The sequence below is a fragment of the Paenibacillus macerans genome (genome assembly GCF_050565405.1).
In the GTDB taxonomy this organism is placed as follows: Bacteria; Bacillota; Bacilli; order Paenibacillales; family Paenibacillaceae; genus Fontibacillus; species Fontibacillus macerans_B.
This window is the reverse complement of the sequence record NZ_JBNYYG010000003.1, coordinates 22076-44889: the sequence shown is the minus strand read 5'-3', so window position 1 is coordinate 44889 and position 22814 is coordinate 22076. Positions and strand designations below refer to the sequence as shown.

Sequence of the window (22814 nt, the reverse complement as noted above, 5' to 3'; positions counted from 1 at the left end):
TGGCCTTTTTTTGCTCTTATTATTCAACTTCTCTAACACTTATTCCGGCTTCAGCAGCCCGGGCTGCTTCTATATCTCTGCTCGCGGTTGAAGAGCGAGCCTTTAGCTTTTCGGTCTTTATTGCTGCAGGAAAGCGAGTAACGAACCGGAGGGAGTTTACGTCCGCCTTTGGGAGCCGCTGCTTGTCATCCTTCCATCTCATCCTTGGACAAGCGGCGGACAACAGCGGCCCGAGGTCGTTACTTGCGTCCGTTGACTCGACTAAAAAACATAAACAGCCCGGCGAATCGTGTTCCACAGATTTGCCGGGCTGCTTCTATATCTCTGCTCGCGGTTGAAGAGGGAGCATTCAGCTTTTGGTCTTTTCTTACTGCAGGAAAGCGAGTGACGAACCGGCGGGAGTTTACGCCCGCCTTTGGGAGCCGCTTGTCATCCCTCCGTCTAATCATTCTGACAAGCGGCGGACAACAGCGGCCCGAGGTCGTTACTCGCTTCCGTTGATTCGGCTGCATATTTGCTTCACTTGCTTGAGCTACACCCTTTTTTACAATAAATCCGCCGCCAGCTGAGCCAGCTTCGAGCGCTCTCCTTTCTCCAGCGTAATATGCCCGCTAATGCCTTGGTCGCGGAAGCGTTCGACCAGACAGGTCAGCCCATTGCTGGAGAAATCCAGGTAAGGATGGTCGATTTGCTCCGGATCGCCCATCAGAATGATTTTACTCCCTTCTCCGACCCGCGATACGATCGTTTTCACCTCGTGGCGCGACAGGTTTTGCGCTTCATCCACGATGATGAATTGTCCGGGAATGGAGCGGCCGCGGATGTAGGTGAGAGCCTCCACCTGAATGCTGCCTAAGCCCATCAGGATTTTATCGATATCGCCGGATTTTTTCGTATCGAACAGGAACTCCAAGTTATCGTAAATCGGCTGCATCCAGGGACGAAGCTTCTCGTCCTTCTCCCCGGGCAAATACCCGATATCCTTCCCCATCGGAACGACGGGGCGCGCGATCAGCAGCTTCTTGTATTTATGTTCATCCTCTACCTTGAGCAAGCCGGCGGCTAACGCCAGCAGCGTTTTCCCGGTTCCCGCCTTGCCGGTGATGGTCACCAGCGGAATGTCGTCGTTCAGCAGCAGCTCGAGCGCCATGCGCTGTTGGGCATTCCGGGCGCTGATTCCCCACACCGGCTCATTGCTCAAATAGAGCGGCTCCATGCGGCTCGCATCATCGTTGACTTTGAGCAATGCGGATTTGCCGCTGCCCATTTCGTCTTTCAAAATAACAAACTCATGAGGGTAAAGGGAATAGTTTAACCCTAGCGGTTTAATCGGCAAAGTACGGTACGTGTAGAATTCGTCGATCACCGACGGATGAACCTTGATGGTAGAGTAACCTCCGTACAAATCGCTTGGCCCGACCGTTCGATCGGATAAATAATCTTCGGCGGTCAAACCCAACACGTCGGCTTTGATCCGTACCAGCACGTCCTTGCTGACCAGGACGACCGGACGCGGCGAGGGCTGCCCCTGTTCTTCCAGGTGATAATTTAGGGCCACCGCCAAAATCCGGTTATCGTTCGTTACTTCGCCGAACATTTCCTGAACCTTGACGAAGCTGCGATGGTTTAATTCCACCTTGATCCTTCCCCCGCCATCGAGCGGGACCCCATCATGCAAATGCCCGGTTTCGCGCAACCCGTCGAGCAAACGCGAAACGCCCCGGGCATTTCGGCCAATCTCGTCCGCATTGCGTTTTTTGGTGTCGATTTCCTCCAGCACGACCGCCGGAATGACCACATCATGCTCATCAAAGGCAAAAATCGAACCCGGATCATGCAACAGTACGTTGGTATCCAATACAAAGATTTTCTTCACCATTATCCCCTCCACCGCGGTCATTGCAGCCTCTCTAGATTCGTACATATTTTTTTCCGCCTAGGGAAATCTAAACAGCGATATCAGAACTCTCGGCACAATTAGAGATCATTTCCGAAAGGACGGATCGAACATGCGAATTTGGCTGTGTTTGTTAGTAACGGCTTCCCTGCTTACGAGCTGCGGAACTGGTTCTGAAAAGGCATCACCCTCTCCACGAAATCAAACGGAGAACGTTCCTCGGACGCAAAGCGTGGATCCTTACGCCAACGGTTTGGCCGATACCGGGAACATGCAAGATCGGGACAGACAGGTTTATTTAGAAGAGCTTGTCAAAAAGGTACCTGGTGTGAAAGGTGCGCATTGCGTTGTCATGGGCAAAACCGCGATCGTTGGCATCGACGTCGACAGCCGTCTTGAGCGTGCCCGTGTGGGAAGCATCAAATATACAGTAGCTGAAGCACTTCGTAAAGATCCGCATGGGGCCGGCGCGATCGTTACCGCCGATATCGACCTGAACCAGCGAATCGCCGAAATCGGCAAGAAGATCCGGGAGGGCCGCCCCGTTGCCGGATTGGCCACCGAACTGGCCGATATCATCGGGCGTATCGTTCCGCAAATGCCTAACGATACGCGTCCGCAGGGGAACGCCAACCCGAAGCAAATGCAAATCGCCCCAGGCGGTTCAAACCGGCAAAACGTACGCTAAGGTTTGTCCCGGTATGGAAAAAAGCCCAGCGAGAATCTCGCTAGGCTTTTTTCATTGCGGCAAAAACTTGACTATCCAGCATGTCCGCAGCACGCTGGTCATACACTTTCGCATATTGCGGAGCGGACAACAGTTGCGCGCCGTAGAAGAGCGCATTGCGCACCGCATCGATACGGATGTCGAAGCAGCACATGTTAAACGGCACTCCATCCAACGGATCCTGCACGACCGTTGCCCGGCCATTGATCGCATAAATCGTTTCTTTGCCAAATACCGTTACCGTTACCCTGGGGTTGGCCTTCATATTGCCTACCAGCCTGGATCGATGATCCAAGGCCAGCCGCAGCTTGGCGTGGTCCACGGCATAAACCCAGGAGATCGCGCTTGAGGTAGGACCTCCGGATTCCTCATCCACCGTGTTCAGCAATACAAACGTTTCGGACTGGAAAACAGCATAAAGCGAATCGGACAATTGGGTAACGACCTCGGACATAACGACCAGCCCTCCTGTACACAGCCATTCATGGGATTGAACTTAAGACACTTCAGCTATCCTGTAAGTTAATTGTATTATAGCATGGGTCAAAACTTGCATTCAATCGTCAGTTGCCTGCCGTGTTTTCCGCTTCGCCGGCATTCTCCTGCTGCGCCGGCTGCTTGGTTCCGGCAAGCTCATCCTTTAGAGCCTGTTTGGATGCTTCCAGCTCATCCTCGTGCAGGTAAACGTACGGACTTTCCCAATCGCCGGTCACCGGCATGAAATCGACGTTTTCCTTGGAAATGCTCCAATAGGCTTGAATCATGTTTTTCATTTGCTGGGATTCCAGATCGGTTTCCATGTTCTTGCCGACCGATTCGATCACTTTGCCTGCACCCATCACGCCGTTTAGCGACTTGGCCTGGTCGATCAAAGCATGAAGCACCTCGTTTTGCCGGCGATTGCGGTCGAAATCGTCCGAACCCTTCGTTCTCGGGCTGCAGTTCGATTTACGGTAACGTACATAACCTAGCGCATCTTCGCCGTTCAAGTGCTGTGCGCCTTCCTGCAAGTTGATGTCGGTGCCGTCGGCGGTATCCCGATAACACATATCCGCATCGACATTGACGTTCACGCCGCCCAGAGCGTCAACCACGTCGCGGAAGCCCTGGAAATTCAGCACCGTCACGTAGTCGATGCCGATATCGAAAAACTTGCTCATCATCGTTTTCATTTCCTGCTCGGCCGGAATGCCCGATTTCTTCTCGGCAGCCAAAAAATTAGGATAAAACGCATTGATTTTGTTCGTCCTGTATCCATCCAGTTCAAGCTTCGTATCTCGCGGCAGCGACACGACGGTCGCCGACTTCGTCTCCGGATTCATCGCGATGACCATCATGACGTCGCTGAGATGCGTGCCGGTTTCCGGGCGGTAATCCGTCCCGAGCAGAAGCATCGTGATCGGTTTGACCTTGGCGGATTGCCCCGGCGCTACCGTATCCGAAGTACCGGTGGCGTCGATTACCCGATCTGCGGTGTAAAACAGATATCCTGCATAAAGGCCGACGCCGATCACCCCAATGATCATGAGCGTCAGCAGAACCTTCAAAAATCGCTTAAAGCCGCCGGATTTCTTTCTTTTTCTAGCCTGGCCTTTATTGGACGATGCTTTCTGACTCTGCCCTCTAGGAGGCAAACCGCTGCGGTTAGAACTCATGAAAACAAACACCCTATTTCTTCAAAAAATTATGTCGCATCTATAAAGACGATGTTTGGAGCGGAAAAGTTACCGGCCCACGGTCGGCTGTATTTATGCCGTTTTGTCGCCGGAGGCGGAATCCGCCCCGTTTTTCTTATTCCGGCGCCCCTCGACAAAATAACGGATCCGCACCATCAGCATCAGGACGACGGCAACCAGTAGGCATTGGATAATCGGCAATTTATCGATTTGAAAAATCAGCAGAAGGAAAGAACCGATCGCCATGAGAAGGTACAGGATGATTTCTTTAAATAGCGGAAGTTTTTGCTGCGCACGGAATACTTTGTTGTACACAAAGATCACCAGCGCCAAAATCAGCAAATAGGAAATCATCGGATGTTGCGCAAACCAGGCTTGCATGACAGTACCCTCCTTCAAATGGCCACATTAACTTTATTATAAATTGGCTTCCGACATTTTGCGATGCTTTTCGGCCCGTTCACGCTCGCTTTTGTTCAGGATTTTCTTGCGCAGGCGGACCGACTTCGGCGTAATTTCGCAATATTCGTCGTCATTCAAATATTCAAGAGCTTGCTCCAGCGAGAACAGGCGCGGCGTCTTCATCTTCACCGTTTCGTCCTTCGTCGCGGAACGAACGTTGGTGAGTTGTTTCTCTTTGCAGATGTTCACCACGATATCGTTATCGCGCGTATGCTCGCCGACGATCATGCCTTCGTAAATCTCCGTACCCGGCTCCACGAACAAAATGCCGCGATCCTCGATCGACAAAATGCCGTACAGCGTGGATACGCCGTTTTCGCTCGATACCAGCACCCCTTCATGGCGTCCGCCGACTTGGCCGCCAATGAGTGGACCGTAGCTGTCGAAGGCATGGTTCATGATCCCGTAACCGCGCGTCAAAGTCAGAAAATGCGTCCGATATCCGATCAAGCCGCGAGCAGGAATCAGGAACTCCAGGCGAACCTGGCCGTTGCCGCTGTTGATCATGTTGACCATCTCCGCCTTGCGGGAGCCCAGGCTCTCCATAACCGCGCCCATGCTTTCCTCCGGCACGTCGATCAGCAGGCGTTCGACCGGTTCCATTTTGGCCCCGTCGATTTCCCGAACGATAACCTCCGGTTTGGAGACTTGCAGCTCGTAGCCTTCCCGGCGCATGTTCTCGATCAAAATCCCGAGGTGAAGCTCGCCGCGTCCGGAGACGATAAATGCGTCCGGGCTGTCCGTTTCATCGACGCGCAAGGAAACGTCGGTCTCAAGTTCTTTGAACAAACGCTCGCGCAGTTTGCGGGAAGTCACCCATTTGCCTTCGCGGCCGGCAAACGGACTATTATTGACGAGAAATGTCATTTGCAGCGTAGGCTCGTCGATTTTCAGGACAGGCAATGCTTCCGGCTGGTTCGGATCGGCAATCGTTTCGCCGATGTTGATATCTTTGATGCCGGCGATGGCCACGATGTCTCCGGCTCCGGCTTCGTCGGTTTCTACCCGGCGCAAGCCTTGGAAACCGAACAACTTCTCGATCCGGGCCGACTTTTTGCCTCCGTCGCGCGTCATGACCGTAACCGGCTGACCTTGGCGAATTACGCCGCGGTTGACGCGACCGATCGCGATCCGGCCCAAATATTCGTTATAATCCATCAGGGTAACGAGGAATTGCAGCGGCTCCTCGACATTTTCCGTCGGTGCCGGAATATGGTCGATGATCGTTTCATATAAGGCCAGCATCGTATCGTCCTGCTTCTCGGGATCCAGGCTGGAAGTACCGTTCAGGGCCGAAGCGTAAACGACCGGGAACTCGAGCTGATCGTCGCTCGCTTCCAGTTCGATGAACAGATCCAGCACTTCGTCGATGACTTCCGCCGGACGCGCAGCGGGACGGTCGATTTTGTTGACGACCACGATCGGCGTCAGATGGTGCTCCAATGCTTTGCGCAACACGAATTTCGTCTGCGGCATGCAGCCTTCGTAAGCATCGACGACCAGCAATACGCCATCGACCATCTTCATGATCCGCTCCACTTCGCCGCCAAAGTCGGCGTGTCCCGGCGTATCGACGATGTTAATCAAAAAGTCCTTGTACGTAATGGCGGTGTTTTTGGCCAAAATCGTAATGCCGCGCTCCCGCTCCAAATCGTTCGAGTCCATGGCTCTTTCCTGTACGGCCTCGTGTTCCCGGAAAATACCTGACTGCTGCAGCAATTTGTCGACCAACGTTGTTTTCCCGTGGTCGACGTGGGCAATGATCGCAATGTTGCGAATTTGATTTCTTTCATGCATGGGTTTATCTCCAAATCCTTTCATATCTATATTTAGTGTTAAAGTTTGCACCTCAGACGGTTATTACTCGGCTAGGCAAAGTGCAACACGATTTGCCACAAAACAAAGCGTCGACTAAAATGCCGACGCTTGACATATCCCCTATATTATACGCGAAATTTTGAATAATTCAAGAACTTGGAAAGGCGTCACCAGGAGCGCCTTCTATTCCCTCGGGTTGCGATCAACCAGATCCCCCCGATAATCAGCAGTACGGCAAGGATATAAACGATCGACAAGGAGAACAGCGTCCATCCGAGCAGGATGACGGAGATTGCCCCCAGAATCAAGGCTGCGATGAGAAATCCGCCCTGGCGTTGAGGCGAGAAGAAGTCGTATTCGAACAGGCCGATCGCGATGCCGAGAAAAAATACGGGCCAGGTATACTTCAACGTTTGCCACCCGCCGATAATTCCGATGAAAAACACGATGCTGTACACCACCAAAATCGCGCCGGGCAGCAACAGCTCCGAAGGCCCTTTCCGCCAAAAATGCCAAAGATGCAGCACGATCCCGGGAATCAGCAATAACAGCGGCCAAAGCGCCTTGCCCAGAAAGCTGAAAAAGCCCAATTTCCCCAGCAGGATAATAATTCCGGCAGCCAGAATCAATACGCCTGTCATTAGCTTGTTGTTGTCGGACATATCCATCACACACCTTCCAGAAGACAATGAGGGACAAGCCGCAGCAAAATACGACATCCCTTTCACTTCCAGTTTATATGAATTCCGCCCAAAAAACCACTCTTCCCTTGTGAAGGAATCAAGATGATTTTCAAGGCGGGGTGGATGGATATTCCGATGGGGTTCAGCCGCGGCCGGCGTTATATTTTCTCATCCAGCCGAACATAATAACGACCGCAGCCGTCACGGCGGGCACCGCATGGGCCAATGCCGGGGCCGCAGCCGTCAAGGCCGGTCCGAGCTGCGGATCCTGCAGCAGCATGTCGCCCGCCGTATACCCGAGGATCCCTGCCCCGGCATACGTAAGGACAGGCAGACGCTGCAGCCAGTCGGCGATCAGGTTGCTGCCCCAGACGACGATCGGAATGCTGATGGCGATCCCGATGACCAGGATCGACAGGTCTCCTTTCGCCAACGCAGCAATCGCCAGCACGTTATCGAGGCTCATGATGAAGTCGGCGGCCAGGATCGTCTGCACGGCCTTCCACAGCGAACCGGCCCCGGTCACGCGCGAATGCTCTTCATGCGGCAGTAGCAACTTGAAGGCAATCACAGCCAGAAGCAGGCCTCCGGCCGCATGGATAAAAGGGATCTTCAGCAAAATGACGGCGATCCAGGTTAACAGGCAGCGCAGAACCACCGCCCCCATCGCCCCCCACCATACCGCCCGTCTCCGCTGATGGAGCGGCAAATTTTTGCTGGCCATGGCTATCACTACGGCGTTGTCGCCGCTAAGCACCAAATTGATGATCAAGATTTCCGATAACAGAAGTAATTGTTCCACGCTCATCCCTCCCCTACAACTTGTATGAGGAGATGAGCCAAGCTATGCCATTTTCCAAAAACAACTCTGGACAAATGAATCCTTTTGATGAATTAATACGTATATACGTCTATAGAGGAAGTGACATACGTGGAATTATTTAGTGCTGCTTTTTTTCTCTCGCTGATCAACATTATTTTTATTGATCTCATTCTTGCGGGAGACAATGCTATCGTGATCGGGATGGCGGCGAGAAAGCTCCCCCATTCAGTCCAGAAAAAAGCGATCCTATACGGTACGGCCGGAGCCGTCATCCTGCGGATCGTAGCAACGCTGATCGTCGTTTGGCTGCTCGGCATCCCCTGGCTGTTGGCGGTCGGCGGTCTTATGCTCGTCTTTATCGCTTACAAGGTATTAGCGGATGACGGCGGGCATGACAACATTGAAGCTAAAGATAAACTGTGGCCGGCGATCCGCACCATCGTCGTGGCCGATGCGGCCATGGGGCTGGACAATGTGATCGCGGTCGCGGGAGCCTCCAAGCAGCATATGGTGTTGGTCGTGATCGGCCTCCTGATTAGCGTACCGATCGTCGTATGGGGAAGCACCTTGTTCATCAAGTTGCTGGACAAGTTCCCTTGGATCGCTTATGTGGGCGCTGCGGTGCTCGCTTATACCGCCGCCAATATGATTACCGAGGAACCCCATTTCCTTCATTTCTTCGAAGAGAACCTGGTCCTTCGCTATACGCTGATCGCCCTGGTCATTGCCTGCGTGCTGCTGGCCGGCTTCCTGAAGAAGAAAAGACAACAGCGCAAGGAAGAGGACGGTCACCGTACCCATCCGGCAACGCATTAATGTCAAAACCCGCTCGAGCCATCGCAGGGATGGCCAAGAGCGGGTTTTTGATTGTTATGCAGCCGTGTCAAAACCAGTTTTCTTCGATGACGGGCTTCTCTGCCGCATTGCGGCTAACGATCCCGCGACCTGCCTTGATTATGATCGTCTCGGTGTTCTCCACGGCCTTATCGATCTGCTCCGTCAAGTCCGTTAGCGATTGCTCGACATTTTCGAGAATGCGCAGGTTCGGATTGGTCGAAGGCGATTTCGGCACAAATAATGTGCAGCAGTCCTCATACGGCAGAATCGATAGATCGTAGGTGCCGATTTGCTGGGCCATGGCGATGATGTCCGTCTTGTCGGTCATGACCAGCGGCCGAAGCAGCGGCAGGTCGGTCGCCCGTCCGATCGCGTTCATGCTGGACAACGTCTGACTGGCTACCTGCCCGAGACTGTCGCCCGTCACGAGCGCCAGGGCACCGTTCCGCTCGGCCAGCTTGGTGGCAATGCGCAGCATCGAGCGCCGCATCAGCGTGATGATCAGATTATCTTGGCCGGTCTGCGCCAACGCCGTTTGAATGTCGGTAAACGGAACCAGATGCAGCTTGATCCTTCCGGCATATCCGGATAGCACCTTGGCCAGGTCGATTACCTTCTCCTCGGCTTTTTTGCTCGTAAACGGGTAGCTGTGAAAATGTACGCATTCGATTTCCAGCCCGCGTCGAAGCGCGGACCAGCCGGCTACCGGGCTGTCGATGCCGCCGGACAGGAGCAGCATCGCCTTGCCGTTCGTTCCCAGCGGGAAACCTCCCGCCCCCGGGATCACCTCGGAGAACAAATAGGTACCGTCCTCGCGAATTTCCACGCGCAAATCGATTTCCGGTTCATGTACGTCCACCTTAAGCTGCGGGCAGGCGTTCAGGATCGGTCCGCTGACGAGCCGATTCATTTCATGGGACGAATGGGGAAACGGCTTCCACACCCGGCGCGCGCTAACCTTGAACCTGGTTCCCGGGGCGGCAGCCCGCTCTTTTACGAAGGCGATCGCAGTATCGAGGATGTCTTCCAAACGGGAAGGTGCAACTTTAACCGGGCAAATGGAAGCGACGCCGTATACGTTCTTCATTGCGGCCAGGATCTCCTGGAACGGCTCCCCGTTCAGTACGACATAAATTCGGCCGAATTCCTTGCGAATCTCCGTCCGGGGGAAGTTGTGCAGAAGCGTTTTTACGTGGCTGTAGGCCACTTTTTCAAAACGGGACCGGTTGCGCCCTTTGATGGTGATTTCCCCGAAACGAAGCAGCAGCATATCATACTCCAACATATTTCCTATCTCCTATCGTAAAGCTTGCAGCCGCGAAACCGCTCGACGCAACGCTGCAAGCAAATCGTCAATGTCCTGTTCGTTATGTTCTTCGCCAAGGCTAATGCGGATGCCTGACGAGGCCTCTTCCTTGCTTTTTCCCATGGCCAGCAGTACGCGGCTCGGTTCGCTGCGTTTGGAGGAGCAAGCCGAGCGGGTCGAAACGAGAAATCCTTCCTCCTCCAGCATGTGCAGCAATGCTTCGGCTTTCATGCCCGGATAGGAAAAATGGATGATATGCGGAGCACCGCCTTCCGGCGAATTGACCGCCAGCTCGGGCAACGCGGCCAATCCCCCAACCAATTGAACCTTTAAACCGTTCAGCCTAAGCGCGAGGGATTCTCGGCCTTCCGCCGCCAGGCGCATGGCCTTGGCGAAAGCTACGATATAAGGCACGTTTTCGGTCCCGGAACGCAAGCCCCCTTCCTGGCCCCCGCCCGCCAGCAGCGGAGACAGTTGCAAGCCCTCGCGGATGAACAGCAGGCCTATGCCTTTGGGACCTCTCAGCTTATGGGCGGATAAGCTGTACAAATCAATTCCGCTTTCCCGGATCGATAACGGCAGCTTGCCGAAGCCCTGCACCCCGTCGACATGGAATAATACCCGCGGTGCCGCAGCTTGAAGCCTCTTTCCGATCTCGTCGACCGGCTGAACCGTACCCGTTTCATTATTGACATGCATCACGGATACGATCACGGTATCTGGACGAAGCGCTTCCAGCACCCGATCGGCGGTGACTCGTCCCGCTTCGTCCACCGGCAATATCGTCAATTCCCAGCCCCATGATTCGAGCTGCTTGCAGCTTTCCAGAACGGAGGGATGTTCCGTGGCGGTCGTAATCAAATGTTTTCCGCGGCCGGCATATTGTAAGGCCGCTCCTTTGATCGCCAGATTGTTGCTTTCCGTGGCCCCGGCCGTATAGACGATTTCTCGCGGCTTCACCTCAAGGGCGGCAGCGCAAACCTCGCGCGCTTTATTAAGAAGCTTTCCGCTTTCCTCCCCTAGCCGGTGAAGCGAAGACGGATTTCCGAAATGACGCGCCATTACCTCGGCCACCGTTCGCGTCACCTCTTCATAGGGAGGCGTCGTGGCAGCATGGTCAAAATAAATCATGTTTTCACCTTCATCCTAAAAAAGACCAAAAGAAAAAACGCGAAAATCCGAAGACGCTTCGGAGCGTTTTCCCATTTGATCTTACTGAGTATATTCGTCCCGTAACCTAAACCCCAAAACGGGCTTGGGCATTCAAAATCTTGCCGATGTACTTTTGCGTTTCCTGCGGCAGCAGGTGAAACTTCTCCATCAATTGCTCATCATTGCCGATCCCCAGCCTCTCCAGTCGTCCAGGTCCGGCGTTGTAGGCGGCAAGCGCCGTTTTGACGTCGCCTCCGTAGCGGTTAAGCTGGTAGGACAAGTATTTCGTGCCGCCATCAATGTTTTGCGCAGGATCGAACGGATCGCTGACGCCCAGCCCTCTTGCCGTTCCGTCCATGAGCTGCATCAAGCCTTTGGCCCCTGCGGAGGAAACCGCCTGAGGATTAAAGGACGATTCCGTGGCAATCACGGCTTTGATTAAGCTTTCCGGCACGCCGTAATTAAGGCTGGCGCGGGATATCAACGATTGCAAATCCTCTTCGCCCGCATAAGGAGCAGGCGTACCGCCGTCGCCAAACCTACCTGACGAAACCTGTGCCGAAGGCAGCGATTCCGGGAACATCCCTTCCAGGCCGTCGGAGAGGTCCACACCGGCAGACATGAGGTAACCCTGAAGCGAAGACAACGCCGAAGCAGCAGAAGCAGACGAGGAGGCTGCCGAGGTTTCCCCTTGCTCGGCCAACATCATTTCCTCCAGCAATATATCGAATAGCGAGCCGTCGGTATCTCCGGAATTCCGCTGTACCGAGGTTCCCTGCAAATCCACGTTATTGATCGACTGAAGCTGAATCAGCTGTCCCATGGTGCGCGGGTCAATTTGCATGCGAAATAGGCTCCTTTTTAATGCAAGTTCAACACAAGGTTAATGCCTATATTTTACACGTAATCCGCTGCAATAACCACCACTTTTTTGCAAAAAAGCCGCGAAAAAACGGGAAAAGGCCAACGTCCATAAGGCGACGTTAGCCTGCTCAATCGATTATTCCACGTGGCAAAATCAGTCCTTACCCGGCAGCGTTAACGAGTAAACGGCATAAGAACGAAATAACTTAATGTAGAAACGATGCCCAGTCCGATGGCCCACGCGCCGGAAGTTTTATTGCCTTGGCTGTATGCATAAAACCCCATCACCGCCGCCAGCGGCCCCAAAATAATCGACCACATAAAAAGCGAGGCGATCCCCAATCCGACGCCGACATAACCCACGGTACGTCCCGCGGCGTTCTCGCCATCGGCGCGTTCGGAACGGTTGACATCGCGGACGCCGCCTTCCGAACGTTCCCCGCGAACGACGTTTCCGCTGAACGTGCCGGCCGGCGTTATATCAGTGGCGTATTCCTCCCGGTGTTCCCGCTCAGCTTTACGGGGATAGTCGGTACGGTGTTGCTTTCCGGATGATGGGTGTTCTGGTTTGCCCTTTTTGGAATCAGTCTCAGTCATCAAAAGCACCTCCGTAAAAGTGTTGTGCGATTCCGGGTGTCAATCCCCCTGACCTCCGGGTCCTACGTTACGATGATTTCGACTTCGGTTTAAACGTGTGGCAGCAGGTGGCAGAGGAAGCAGGTGCCGCATCTCGGTGCTCCGTATCGAACGTTTCGCCGGCAAATTCCGCCTTATAATGGTTGCCCGCGTGCTGATCGATATCGATCATGATCACATCGGCGTTGCATACATTTTTTTCTCCCCAATAGCTACAGTTCGAAACGCTGCATTTTACCATGGGTTTTTCCCCATTTGGCATGTTGATCACCTCGGGTACATTGTCCCCGCGCGTCGAATGCCTTATGCAGCCGTGCAATTAACAAATCGATGCAAAAATAAAAAAAGATGCCGGAATCGGCATCGGGATGGTTTCTGAGCATTCAGTTCATTTGGAATGGGTTCGGTTCAGGCGGATCTGGGTCAAATAGTCGCTTTCATAGTAGGTCAGATCATCGCGCAGATCTTCGAAATATCGGGTGATGTCCAGCACGATGTCGCGAGCCGCACGCGACGGCTTTTTGCGGAAACGAATGGCATCCTGCCCGGTATAAGCATATCTTCCGTCTTCGGAATAGCTCTCGTTCTTGGGATAGAAGAAATGATTCACGCAGTCGTGGTACACATGGTACAACACTTTCTCCGCGGCTTCCTCGTCAAAAGTTCCGCGACGTAAAGCGATGCCCAGCTTCTCATAGCAAACCTCGGAAAATACAAGCAAATGCCGCAGATCCGACAAAAAACCCTGGTAAAACAATTTCGTCTCTTCGTCCTGGCCTTCCATAAGCTGCGGCAACGAATATTCGTTCAGAAACGCCTCGATCGGACCTGCCGCGCTTTTCAGCTTTTCTTTGGTGGTCTCACACAGTTGCCTGATGTTATTGGCTTGTGGCATGCGAACAATTCTCCTTCACCTGTAATGATCGGTATAGTCATTAACGAAATCATCGTAACATAATTTCGCCGAATTCGGTATCCCCGCAGGAATAAAAACAGGGACATCACCTCACGCTATACCCATTAGAATCGAAGGAGGTAAACCGATGAAATGGCGCAGATGGGCCGCGGTCGGATTGACCGGCGCCGCAGCAGTAGCTGCGGTCTCCCTGTTATTCCCACCCTCGGATAGCAAGCCCCCGCGAAACCGGGTAGCAGAGCTTTCCGTGCCCAAACCGGCACAGGAGCAAAAATTGAAGCAGAACATGCTGAAACGCGACATCACGGCAACCGAACGGTTATCGCGATTGGATGCGAGGGGGCATCTCCGCAAACTGGCCGCTTCCTTGGGCCAGAGCACGAACGGTAAACAGCCGACTTCCGCGGAGGAGCTGCAAAAGGACCATAAGCAGTTCCAGGCGATCTTGTGGTACGATGCGGCAACCGGCCAGACCAAAGCATTCCGCCGCCCGGATTTCAAACCGGACTCCGCCGTGAAGCAACAGCTTGATACGTATTTGGGATATGCCAAAAAGGCGATCAAAAAATCGTCGTCCTACGAGTCCCCTTCATTTCCCGAAAAACAGCCGAAGTATTTCGTAGCCGCCGAGCCGGCCAAAAACAAGAAGCAGGGCGTCATTGCCATCATGGACGTCGGCATCCTCGCCCGGGTGCAGGATCATCAGCATAAAAATCTGCGGTTGATCCCCTATCCGAAGGAAGGCAAATACAAGGTTGAATCGGTGCATACGGACACGCTGCGGGACATGACCGTCAAGACGGGTCACGACAACGAAAAAGCAAGCCATTATTACGAAAACGAGATCGTTGTCACCTTTCAAAAAACTCCCACCCCGCAGCAAATGAAGCAAATCGAACGGGATATTGCCTGCCGGCCGGCGCGGAAGCTGAATCACACCTACATCTTCCGTTCGGATACGATGGACATGAAGCAGCTCAAACAGTACTTCCAAAACAAATGGAATCCGAAGTATATCGAGCCGCATTATTTGTATCTGACGAATGAAAGCGGCGGAAGCTATTGGGACGACCGCGGCTGGTTCAGTGACCAGCAAACCGGCGTTTCAGAAGAAACGCCCGAGATACCGAACGACCTGTTGTTCTCCGAATACCAGTGGAACCTGCCGATCATCGAAACGAACCGGGGCTGGCAGCTTTCCAAGGGCAGCAACGACGTCATTGTCGCCGTCGTCGATACCGGCGTCGACCTGAAGCATCCCGACCTGCAAGGCAGGCTGCTTCAAGGCTATAACGTGATCGCGCCGGACCAGCAGCCGACCGACGATGTCGGTCATGGCACTCACGTGGCGGGAATCATCTCCGCCAACGTGAACAACGGCGAAGGCATCGCCGGCATGATGTGGGGCGGCAAAATCCTGCCGGTCAAGGCGCTGGACAAGTCCGGCTCCGGGACGACCTACTCCGTTGCCCAAGGCATCATCTGGGCCACCGACCACGGGGCCAAGGTCATCAATATGAGCCTTGGCAACTATGCGGACGCCCAGTTCCTGCACGAAGCGATCAAATACGCGTATGAACGGGACGTCGTGCTGATCGCCGCAACGGGCAACGATAACACCGAACGGCCGGGTTACCCCGCCGCCTATCCGGAAGTCCTGTCGGTATCGGCAACGGACTATAACCTGCAGAAAGCATCCTTCTCCAATTACGGGGACTACATCGATGTGATGGCCCCTGGCGAAAGCATCGCCAGCACCTATCCGGACAACCAGTACGCCGCTTTGTCCGGGACATCGATGGCCAGCCCGCACGTGGCTGCCCTGGCGGCGTTAATCCGGTCGGTAAATCCCGAGCTTAAGAATACCGAGGTCATGGACATTATCCGGAACAATGTCATCGACCTGGGCGACACCGGGCGGGACAGATATTTCGGTTATGGCCAAATCGACGTCTTCGCCGCGCTGCAGGCCGCCGGCGGCGGCGAAGCGCCGCTTCAATTCTGGCCGCAATCGATCCAACGCAAAATGGACCGCGCGGTAGACCGGGCCAACTAAGCCTAAAACCATCGGCCCACAACCAAAAGCCTCCGCATCGCTTGGGATTCCAAACGATGCGGAGGCTTTATCCATAGATATGAATGGTTGATGTTCCCTTTAGTGATGAAAGTTTGCCGTAAGCCGGGTTCTGTACTCGCTGCGGTATAACGGGAACAACCCTCCCGCCTTGAGTGACAATCATCTATCTAGGCCGCACATTACTGGGCGGCTCCAGCAACCAACCCGGACGCGCCTCGGGCAAAGGCTGCTTCCTAAGAAGCTACGTCCCATTAGGTCTTGCTCCAAGTGGGGTTTACCAGGAACGAAGTCGCCAGCGTTCCTCGGGGTCTCTTACACCTCGGTTCCATCCTTGCCTGTGCACGCCATATAGCGGCCATCGGCGGTCCATTTCTGTGGCACTATCCTTCAGCTCGCGCTGACTGGACGTTATCCAGCACCCTGCCCTATGGAGCCCGGACTTTCCTCCCGCGGCCGCTAAGCCGCCGGCGATTGTCTGTCAAACTTTCGAAGGCAACACTTGTTAGTATACAAGCATTGCCGGTTGCTGACAAGAGCGAATAAGCGGCAAGGCTGACGCTTTATGCCAGCCTTGGAAGCCCTATCATGGCCTGCGGCCGTCCGCCCAAGTTTACATGAAAGCAAACGGCTCGGTATTGACGGCGGAAGCATGCACCTTCGTTGCGGATTTGGCTTCGTCAAGCTTCTCCGTTAGCCAGGCCGTTACCCGCGGCTTCATCATTTTCTCCGCGTTGTGTCCCGGATCGACGATGGCGATTCCGGCCATCCAGGCATCCTGAGCCGTGTGGTAATCCACGTCGCCGGTCACGAGCACGTCCGCGCCCCGGAATTGTGCGCTCTTCCAATACCGGCCGCCCGAGCCCCCAAGTACGGCAGCCTTGCGGATCGGCCGGTCCAAATCGCCGACGACCCTTACCGTCGGCACATCCAGCTCTTCCTTAACGCGCTGCACGAAAGCCTCCAGCGAGACCGGCTCCCGGAGCTTGCCCACGCGCCCAAGTCCCAACGTACGCCCTTTTAAATCCATCGGATAAAGATCGTACGCTACCTCCTCATAAGGATGCTGTTTGAGCATCGCCTGAATCACCTTGCTTCGCAAACTTTGCGGAACAACCGTTTCAATGCGCATTTCCTCCGCCTTGGCCAGCTTGCCCTGCGTGCCGATGTAAGGGTCAGTGCCTTCGCCGGGCATAAACGTGCCATAGCCTTCGATATTAAAGCTGCAATGGCTGTAATTGCCGATCGCTCCGGCGCCGGCGTTCAGGATCGCCTCCAGCACGCTCTCATGGTGATCCTTCGGTACGAACACGACCAGCTTATACAGGTGATCCGTATGGATGTCTTCGAGCGATCCGGAGCTTTCGATACCCAGCGCCTCGGCCATCCAATCGTTCATCCCGCCGTCGGTAACGTCAAGATTGGTGTGGGCGACATAGACGGCGATGTCGTTTTTGATCAGCTTTTCGTACACCTTGCCCATCGGCGTATCGGTTTGCAAATGGGGAAGCGGGCGGTAAATGATCGCGTGGTGGGCGACGATCAGATTAGCCCCCAGCGAGATCGCCTCGTCCACCACCGCCTCATTGACGTCCAACGCCACCAGCACGTTTCGGATTTCCTTCTGCAAGGTACCCAGCTGGAGGCCGATTTTATCTCCCTCCATCGCCACATGCTTGGGAGCCAGCTGCTCCAAATACTGCACTATCGTTTGTCCCTTGGCAAACATGCCAGCACCTCCTTCAACTGCTCCGAGAGCCGTTTTAGTTCCTCTTCCTTGTCGCGGGAAGCCTCCTGCGTCGACGAAGCGACCGATCGGCGGATTTTATCCAATTTGCGCAATTCCGATTCCCATTTATCGAAAAACACGCCGCTGGGCACGGCCGTTAACCTCGGCCCCATCAACAGCAGCAGCTCCCGGGTGAGGCGCACTCGTCCGTCGGCGATTTCGCGCTCCCGGTATAGCTCGGCGTTCAATTCCTCCGCCTGCGGTACGGTCTCGGCCATCAGGATCTCGTAAATTTTCCCGTCTTCCTCCAGGATCGCCTCCTCCGCCAAAAACCATCCATTGTCCAGCAACCAGCGGCGGACGAACTCTTCTCCTACATTCGGCTGCAGTACCAGCCGTTTGACCCCGGCCAGCTTCGCCCGGCCCGCGTTCAATATCGAAACGATCAAGGCGCCGCCCATGCCGGCGATCGTGATCGCATCGACCTCGCCGGGAGCGATGACGGCCAAGCCGTCCCCTTTGCGAACGGAAATCCGCGCCGCCTCCCCGGCCTCGGCCACTTGACGGCCGGCCGCCTCGAAGGGGCCGTCGTTCACTTCCCCGGCAACGGCGAAGGAAGCTCGTCCGCTGCGCACCGCGGCCACGGGCAATAGCGCATGGTCCGAACCGATATCGGCGAACCGGCCCCCCTCCGGCAGCAGGTCGGCAATAAGCTGTAATCTAGCTGATAATTTCATGAAGCGATCCACACCACCCATTTTTTTCGTAGTCCAAACAAAATCAGAAAGGCCGCCACGAGCTTCAGCAGCACCAGCACCGCCATGCCCTCGTAAACGGCATCCCGCAGCAGCAGCGCATCCGCTTCCGGCATAAACCATAACGTCAAAGAAACGGCAAAAAAGACGCGCGCCGCTTCCTTCAACCGATGATGGCTTAACCAGCTCAGCCAGAACATGATAGCAGCGAACGGAAGCCACAGCACCTGCAGCATGATCCAGGATACGTCCGGGTTCATGCTGCCGAGCAGGAAGGCATAAAGTAGAATGGCGCAGGCAAAACCACAGTAGCTTAATATCCCGAAATGCAGGGCATATCCCAGCGCTAGCCAAACAAGACCGCATACCGTAATGAGCAGGGTCGTTCCGATGCCGGCCGGCCAGCCCTGCAGCGCGATGATCCAGCTGCCGAACCCCAGCAGCAGCATACTGCCGATTCCAGCCATCGACAATGAGAACAATGTTCTTGTCTGCCGGTAATATCCGGCTACGGTATAGCAGACCGCTGCGAGCAGCAGGGTGATCACGATTTGCAAAGCCCAGGGAAAAACGCTAAAATAAAAAACAATAAAGAAAAAGAAGGAAATAATTCCAAAAGAAAGGGACCAGAGTTTTAGGCTTCCTTGCTGGATAAGACCCAAAGCGAACGAAGGACGGGACGAAGGTCCCTCGTTCTGCTCACGATACAGGTTTTCCAGAAAATCGCAATATTGCTCGGGAAGAAGCCGGCTTCTTCTCCAATGATCGATTTCCGTCAGGATGATGTTGCGTTTGTTCTGATCCAAGGTAACCACTCACCTTCCTTCAGAGGTTGAAGACGCACGATCAACAAAAATGACCTTACTGCTAAGCTGCAGAAGGTCAAAGTTGCACGCGGGCCGCGCGTTATTCGAGGAAATCCTTCAGCCGCTTGCTGCGGCTCGGATGCCGGAGCTTACGGAGCGCTTTCGCTTCGATTTGCCGGATTCTCTCCCGCGTTACGCCGAACACCTTACCGACTTCCTCCAGTGTTCTCGTCCGTCCGTCATCGAGTCCGAAGCGAAGTCGAAGCACGTTCTCTTCGCGTTCCGTCAGGGTGTCCAAGACATCCTCCAATTGCTCCTTCAGCAGCTCATATGCTGCTGCATCCGCCGGAGCCAAAGCATCCGAATCTTCGATGAAGTCGCCCAAGTGGGAATCGTCTTCTTCCCCGATCGGCGTCTCCAGCGAGACCGGCTCTTGGGCAATCTTCATGATTTCGCGGACTTTCTCTACGCTTAACTCCATCTCCGCCGCGATTTCCTCCGGCGTCGGTTCACGCCCAAGTTCCTGCAACAGCTGCCGGGAGACGCGGATCAGCTTGTTGATCGTCTCCACCATGTGCACCGGGATCCGGATCGTTCTCGCTTGGTCGGCGATCGCCCGGGTGATCGCTTGGCGAATCCACCACGTTGCATAGGTGCTGAATTTAAAGCCTTTCTTATGGTCGAACTTTTCCACGGCTTTGATCAGGCCCATATTGCCTTCCTGAATCAGATCGAGGAATAGCATGCCGCGTCCGACGTACCGCTTGGCAATGCTGACGACCAGACGCAGGTTCGCTTCGGCAAGCCGGCGTTTTGCTTCTTCATCCCCGTTCTCGATCCGTTTGGCCAGCTCCATTTCATCGTCCGCCGACAACAGCGGAACACGGCCGATTTCCTTCAAATACATCCGAACGGGATCATTGATCTTGATTCCCGGGGGAAGCGACAGGTCGTCATCATAATTAAAGTCGTCTCCGTCATGCGAGCCCTCGCCGTCGTTGCGCCGGTGGTCTTCGTCGCCGTCGGCCGTCACGTCGATGCCAAGATCGGCCAATTGCTCGAAAAACTCGTCCATTTGCTCAGGGTCCTGGTCGAAAGGCGAAAGCTTCTCCATAATTTCTTTATATGTTAAGGAAGACCTTTTCTTGCCTTGTTCGATCAACTGGTCCTTCACCTGGTCAAGCGTCAATTCCGTTTCTAGTTCAGTATGCTGTTCATTCGTCATCTCTGGCTCCCTCCTCCCTAGAAACATCACCGAAAGTCCATCCTCTTACTGTCTCTCTAGGGCAATAATCTCACTTGCAATTTGCGCCGCACGCATGGAATCCCCGGCCCGTTCGGCCGATACCATCTCGTCTTTCTTCTGCTTGATTTGCGCGAGTAGCGGTACTCTCTGGATTTCGCGGATGCAATCGTCCAGCTCCTGCGTCGTCCATTCGGCCGGCGTATCCATCATCGCGATCGAAATGACCGTCTGCTCCAGCCGTTCGTCCTGAAGCGACGAGATGAAGCGGCTTGCATCCGGGGTCTTTCCCTGTGCATAATAGGCGTATAGATAAGCGGCAATCGCCACATGATCTTCGATGTTAAAGCCGGTGCCAAGACGATCGCCCACATAGCGGGATACCTCTTCGTCCTGCAGCATAAAAGAAATCAATCTCCGTTCCGCCACGTGATAAGCGGGCAGCAAAGCCGGCATGGAAGCCTGCCCTTTTTTATGCCTACCATTATTCCACCTTTCGGGCTTATTATCCCCGGCGTCTGCCTTTTTTTGCATAGCCGTCCTAAGTTCGTTGCATTCCTGCTTCAAGCTATCGAAGGAGACCTGCAAATCGGCCGATAATTCCTTCAAATAAATCTCGCGTTCGCTTGGCGAAGAGAGCGCTGCAATAATCGGCATCGCCTCTTTGATATAAGCGACCTTACCGTCTTCTTCTAGCAGTATATGGTTTTTTCTCAGATATATAAGCCTAAATTTGACGGATGACACCGCGCCGTCCAATACTTGATGCCGGAACCTCTCAGCTCCGAACTTTTGGATAAATTCATCGGGGTCCAAACCTTCGCTGAGCAAAGCGATTTTCACTTGAAAGCCGATGCCTTCGAGAATCGGGATGCTCTTGAGCGCCGCGGCTTGTCCGGCCGAATCCCCGTCATAACAGACCAGAACCTCGTCGGCCAATCCCCGCATGATGGCCGCATGGCTTTCCGTCAATGCCGTGCCCATTGTGGCTACGCCGTTGTGTACTCCGGCTTCCCATGCGCTGATGACGTCTCCATACCCTTCAAACAATACGATTTGTCTCGTTTTGCGGATTTCGTTCTTGGCTTGATGCAAATTGTAAAGGATCCGGCTCTTGCTAAACAGCTTGCTTTCCGGCGAATTCAAGTATTTCGGCTGTCCGTCGCCCAGCACTCTTCCCGCAAATGCAATCACCTTGCCAGTGCGGTTATGCAGCGGAAAAATGACCCGGTCGCGAAAACGATCCACATAACCGGATCCGTCCTGCCTCGAGGACAGCAGTCCGCCCTTCTCCATCTCTCCGAGATCAAAAGACCGTTTGTCCAAAAACTGGACGAGTGTATCCCATCTGGCGGGTGCGTAACCGATCTGGAACGTGTCGATGGCTTTGTCGGTGAAGCCGCGGGCTTTCAAATAGGCCATCGCCGGCTTACCGTATTCCGTATTTTTCAGCAAATAGTGATACAGCTTGGAGGACCATTCATGAGCCTGCAGCAGTTGCTCGAGCTCCTGGTTCCGCGGTGAATCCCCGTAACTTCTTCCCTTATCCTCAAATGGGATATGCGCTTCCTCCGCCATGATTCTGACAGCCTCGGGAAAGGTTAATCCTTCGATTTCCATCCTGAATTTGATGGCGTTCCCGCCTTTGCCGCAGCCATAGCAATGGAAAATTTGCCGTTCGGGAGTTACCGTGAACGACGGGGTTTTCTCCGAATGGAACGGGCATAGCCCTTTCATGTACTTCCCCTGTTTGGTCAGATGAACGTGCTTGCCGACCGTATCGACGATATCATGCTGCCGCAAGACTGCCTCGATGACTTCCTCCGGAATGTTGCCACGCCCGGTACTCATCCAAACCACCTTCATCTTTCGCAAAGAGAATCGTCCAAAATGTCAAAATTTCGGGCATTTTGAAGCTCCTCTATGACACGTAAATAGTAATTCGCTAAAACTATACATTCTCCTGCAAACGTTCCAAAAGTTTTGACAGCACCGCGGCGAAATGCTCGCGGTCTTCAACCGAAAACGGCCTCGGTCCTTTGGGATAACGGCCTCCGCGCCTCGCTTTGGCATGATGATGGCGGCGCTCCAGCAAATAATCGATATTGCCGGGATGATACAGATCGCCGCGGGGAGACAGGCTATGGCAGGCTTTGGCGATGACCAGCGCGGCCAGGCCGTAGTCCTGCGTAACCACGATATCGCCTTTATCCACATGGTTGGCAATGTACAAATCGGCGCTTTGTTCGCTGCGGTCCACTTGAACCACCGTTACACCTTCCGCCGGCTGCAGCACATGATCGTAAGATGACACCATCAGCACCGGAACGCGGAACCTGCCCGCCGTTTCGGCTATCTCCGCCTTTACCGGACAAGAGTCCCCATCGACGACGATGCGCATGGTTTACCG

The 22814-nt window shown here is 54.3% G+C and carries 22 protein-coding genes and 1 other RNA gene; 3 read left to right on the top strand and 20 right to left on the bottom strand.

Annotation, left to right across the window (positions count from 1 at the left end; genetic code table 11):
* Nucleotides 1-544: 544 nt before the first annotated feature.
* A complete protein-coding gene (locus ACQ4N8_RS03630; protein ID WP_430703175.1) occupies nt 545-1876 on the bottom strand; it encodes a PhoH family protein in 1332 nt (443 codons plus the stop codon).
* Nucleotides 1877-2009: 133 nt separating this feature from the next.
* Here ACQ4N8_RS03630 and ACQ4N8_RS03625 point away from each other — a divergent pair, with 133 nt between their 5' ends.
* Nucleotides 2010-2585 carry a YhcN/YlaJ family sporulation lipoprotein gene (locus ACQ4N8_RS03625; protein WP_430702962.1) on the top strand — a complete coding sequence of 192 codons (576 nt, stop codon included), beginning with the start codon at nt 2010-2012 and terminating at the stop codon, nt 2583-2585.
* A gap of 40 nt (nt 2586-2625) precedes the next feature.
* Here ACQ4N8_RS03625 and ACQ4N8_RS03620 read toward each other — a convergent pair whose 3' ends face one another.
* From ACQ4N8_RS03620 to ACQ4N8_RS03595, 6 genes are all read right to left on the bottom strand, one after another.
* Nucleotides 2626-3078, bottom strand: coding sequence for a pyridoxamine 5'-phosphate oxidase family protein (locus tag ACQ4N8_RS03620; protein ID WP_430702961.1), 453 nt, complete (start codon nt 3076-3078; stop codon nt 2626-2628).
* A gap of 109 nt (nt 3079-3187) precedes the next feature.
* Nucleotides 3188-4279, bottom strand: coding sequence for an LCP family protein (locus tag ACQ4N8_RS03615; protein ID WP_430702960.1), 1092 nt, complete (start codon nt 4277-4279; stop codon nt 3188-3190).
* Nucleotides 4280-4372: 93 nt separating this feature from the next.
* Nucleotides 4373-4681 (bottom strand): YlaH-like family protein, encoded by a 309-nt coding sequence (locus ACQ4N8_RS03610; RefSeq protein WP_430702959.1) that lies wholly within the window; start codon nt 4679-4681, stop codon nt 4373-4375.
* Nucleotides 4682-4717: 36 nt separating this feature from the next.
* Nucleotides 4718-6559 carry a translational GTPase TypA gene (gene typA / locus ACQ4N8_RS03605; protein WP_430702958.1) on the bottom strand — a complete coding sequence of 614 codons (1842 nt, stop codon included), beginning with the start codon at nt 6557-6559 and terminating at the stop codon, nt 4718-4720.
* A 188-nt stretch (nt 6560-6747) separates the two neighbouring features.
* On the bottom strand, nt 6748-7248 hold the full coding sequence (locus ACQ4N8_RS03600; protein WP_430702957.1) for a hypothetical protein: 501 nt from the start codon (nt 7246-7248) through the stop codon (nt 6748-6750).
* Between the two features lie 157 nt (nt 7249-7405).
* Nucleotides 7406-8065 carry a TerC family protein gene (locus tag ACQ4N8_RS03595; protein ID WP_430702956.1) on the bottom strand — a complete coding sequence of 220 codons (660 nt, stop codon included), beginning with the start codon at nt 8063-8065 and terminating at the stop codon, nt 7406-7408.
* A gap of 129 nt (nt 8066-8194) precedes the next feature.
* On the opposite strand from ACQ4N8_RS03595, the gene ACQ4N8_RS03590 reads away from it, so the two are divergent.
* Nucleotides 8195-8902: a TerC family protein gene (locus ACQ4N8_RS03590; RefSeq protein WP_430702955.1), complete on the top strand. Its 708-nt coding sequence runs from the start codon at nt 8195-8197 to the stop codon at nt 8900-8902.
* Nucleotides 8903-8969: 67 nt separating this feature from the next.
* Here ACQ4N8_RS03590 and thiI read toward each other — a convergent pair whose 3' ends face one another.
* The 6 genes from thiI to ACQ4N8_RS03560 all read right to left on the bottom strand — a co-directional run bounded on the left by thiI (nt 8970) and on the right by ACQ4N8_RS03560 (nt 13776).
* On the bottom strand, nt 8970-10205 hold the full coding sequence (gene thiI, locus ACQ4N8_RS03585; protein ID WP_430703174.1) for a tRNA uracil 4-sulfurtransferase ThiI: 1236 nt from the start codon (nt 10203-10205) through the stop codon (nt 8970-8972).
* 15 nt (nt 10206-10220) lie between these two features.
* A complete protein-coding gene (locus ACQ4N8_RS03580) occupies nt 10221-11360 on the bottom strand; it encodes a cysteine desulfurase family protein (RefSeq protein WP_430702954.1) in 1140 nt (379 codons plus the stop codon).
* Between the two features lie 106 nt (nt 11361-11466).
* Nucleotides 11467-12225: a lytic transglycosylase domain-containing protein gene (locus ACQ4N8_RS03575; protein WP_430702953.1), complete on the bottom strand. Its 759-nt coding sequence runs from the start codon at nt 12223-12225 to the stop codon at nt 11467-11469.
* A 194-nt stretch (nt 12226-12419) separates the two neighbouring features.
* Nucleotides 12420-12842: a hypothetical protein gene (locus ACQ4N8_RS03570; RefSeq protein WP_430702952.1), complete on the bottom strand. Its 423-nt coding sequence runs from the start codon at nt 12840-12842 to the stop codon at nt 12420-12422.
* 67 nt (nt 12843-12909) lie between these two features.
* Entirely contained in the window at nt 12910-13122 is a 213-nt protein-coding gene (locus ACQ4N8_RS03565; RefSeq protein ID WP_430702951.1) for a DUF1540 domain-containing protein, read from the bottom strand.
* A gap of 147 nt (nt 13123-13269) precedes the next feature.
* Nucleotides 13270-13776 (bottom strand): YpuI family protein, encoded by a 507-nt coding sequence (locus ACQ4N8_RS03560; RefSeq protein WP_430702950.1) that lies wholly within the window; start codon nt 13774-13776, stop codon nt 13270-13272.
* 148 nt (nt 13777-13924) lie between these two features.
* On the opposite strand from ACQ4N8_RS03560, the gene ACQ4N8_RS03555 reads away from it, so the two are divergent.
* Nucleotides 13925-15853 carry a S8 family peptidase gene (locus ACQ4N8_RS03555; protein WP_430702949.1) on the top strand — a complete coding sequence of 643 codons (1929 nt, stop codon included), beginning with the start codon at nt 13925-13927 and terminating at the stop codon, nt 15851-15853.
* 104 nt (nt 15854-15957) lie between these two features.
* Here the strand turns inward: ACQ4N8_RS03555 and rnpB are convergent.
* The 7 genes from rnpB to ACQ4N8_RS03520 all read right to left on the bottom strand — a co-directional run bounded on the left by rnpB (nt 15958) and on the right by ACQ4N8_RS03520 (nt 22805).
* Nucleotides 15958-16361: RNase P RNA component class A (gene rnpB / locus ACQ4N8_RS03550), an RNA gene on the bottom strand.
* A gap of 123 nt (nt 16362-16484) precedes the next feature.
* Nucleotides 16485-17600 carry a Nif3-like dinuclear metal center hexameric protein gene (locus tag ACQ4N8_RS03545; RefSeq protein ID WP_430702948.1) on the bottom strand — a complete coding sequence of 372 codons (1116 nt, stop codon included), beginning with the start codon at nt 17598-17600 and terminating at the stop codon, nt 16485-16487.
* Nucleotides 17576-18337: a tRNA (adenine(22)-N(1))-methyltransferase gene (locus tag ACQ4N8_RS03540; protein WP_430702947.1), complete on the bottom strand. Its 762-nt coding sequence runs from the start codon at nt 18335-18337 to the stop codon at nt 17576-17578. The genes ACQ4N8_RS03545 and ACQ4N8_RS03540 overlap by 25 nt, the downstream gene beginning before the upstream one ends.
* The gene (locus tag ACQ4N8_RS03535) at nt 18334-19161 is read right to left on the bottom strand and encodes a hypothetical protein (protein ID WP_430702946.1); all 828 of its coding nucleotides are present in this window, start codon (nt 19159-19161) and stop codon (nt 18334-18336) included. The genes ACQ4N8_RS03540 and ACQ4N8_RS03535 overlap by 4 nt, the downstream gene beginning before the upstream one ends.
* 100 nt (nt 19162-19261) lie before the next feature.
* Nucleotides 19262-20386, bottom strand: a complete 1125-nt coding sequence (gene rpoD, locus ACQ4N8_RS03530; RefSeq protein WP_430702945.1) for an RNA polymerase sigma factor RpoD — start codon at nt 20384-20386, stop codon at nt 19262-19264.
* A gap of 45 nt (nt 20387-20431) precedes the next feature.
* The gene (gene dnaG, locus ACQ4N8_RS03525; RefSeq protein ID WP_430702944.1) at nt 20432-22255 is read right to left on the bottom strand and encodes a DNA primase; all 1824 of its coding nucleotides are present in this window, start codon (nt 22253-22255) and stop codon (nt 20432-20434) included.
* 100 nt (nt 22256-22355) lie between these two features.
* A complete protein-coding gene (locus tag ACQ4N8_RS03520; protein ID WP_430702943.1) occupies nt 22356-22805 on the bottom strand; it encodes a YaiI/YqxD family protein in 450 nt (149 codons plus the stop codon).
* Nucleotides 22806-22814: the final 9 nt, after the last annotated feature.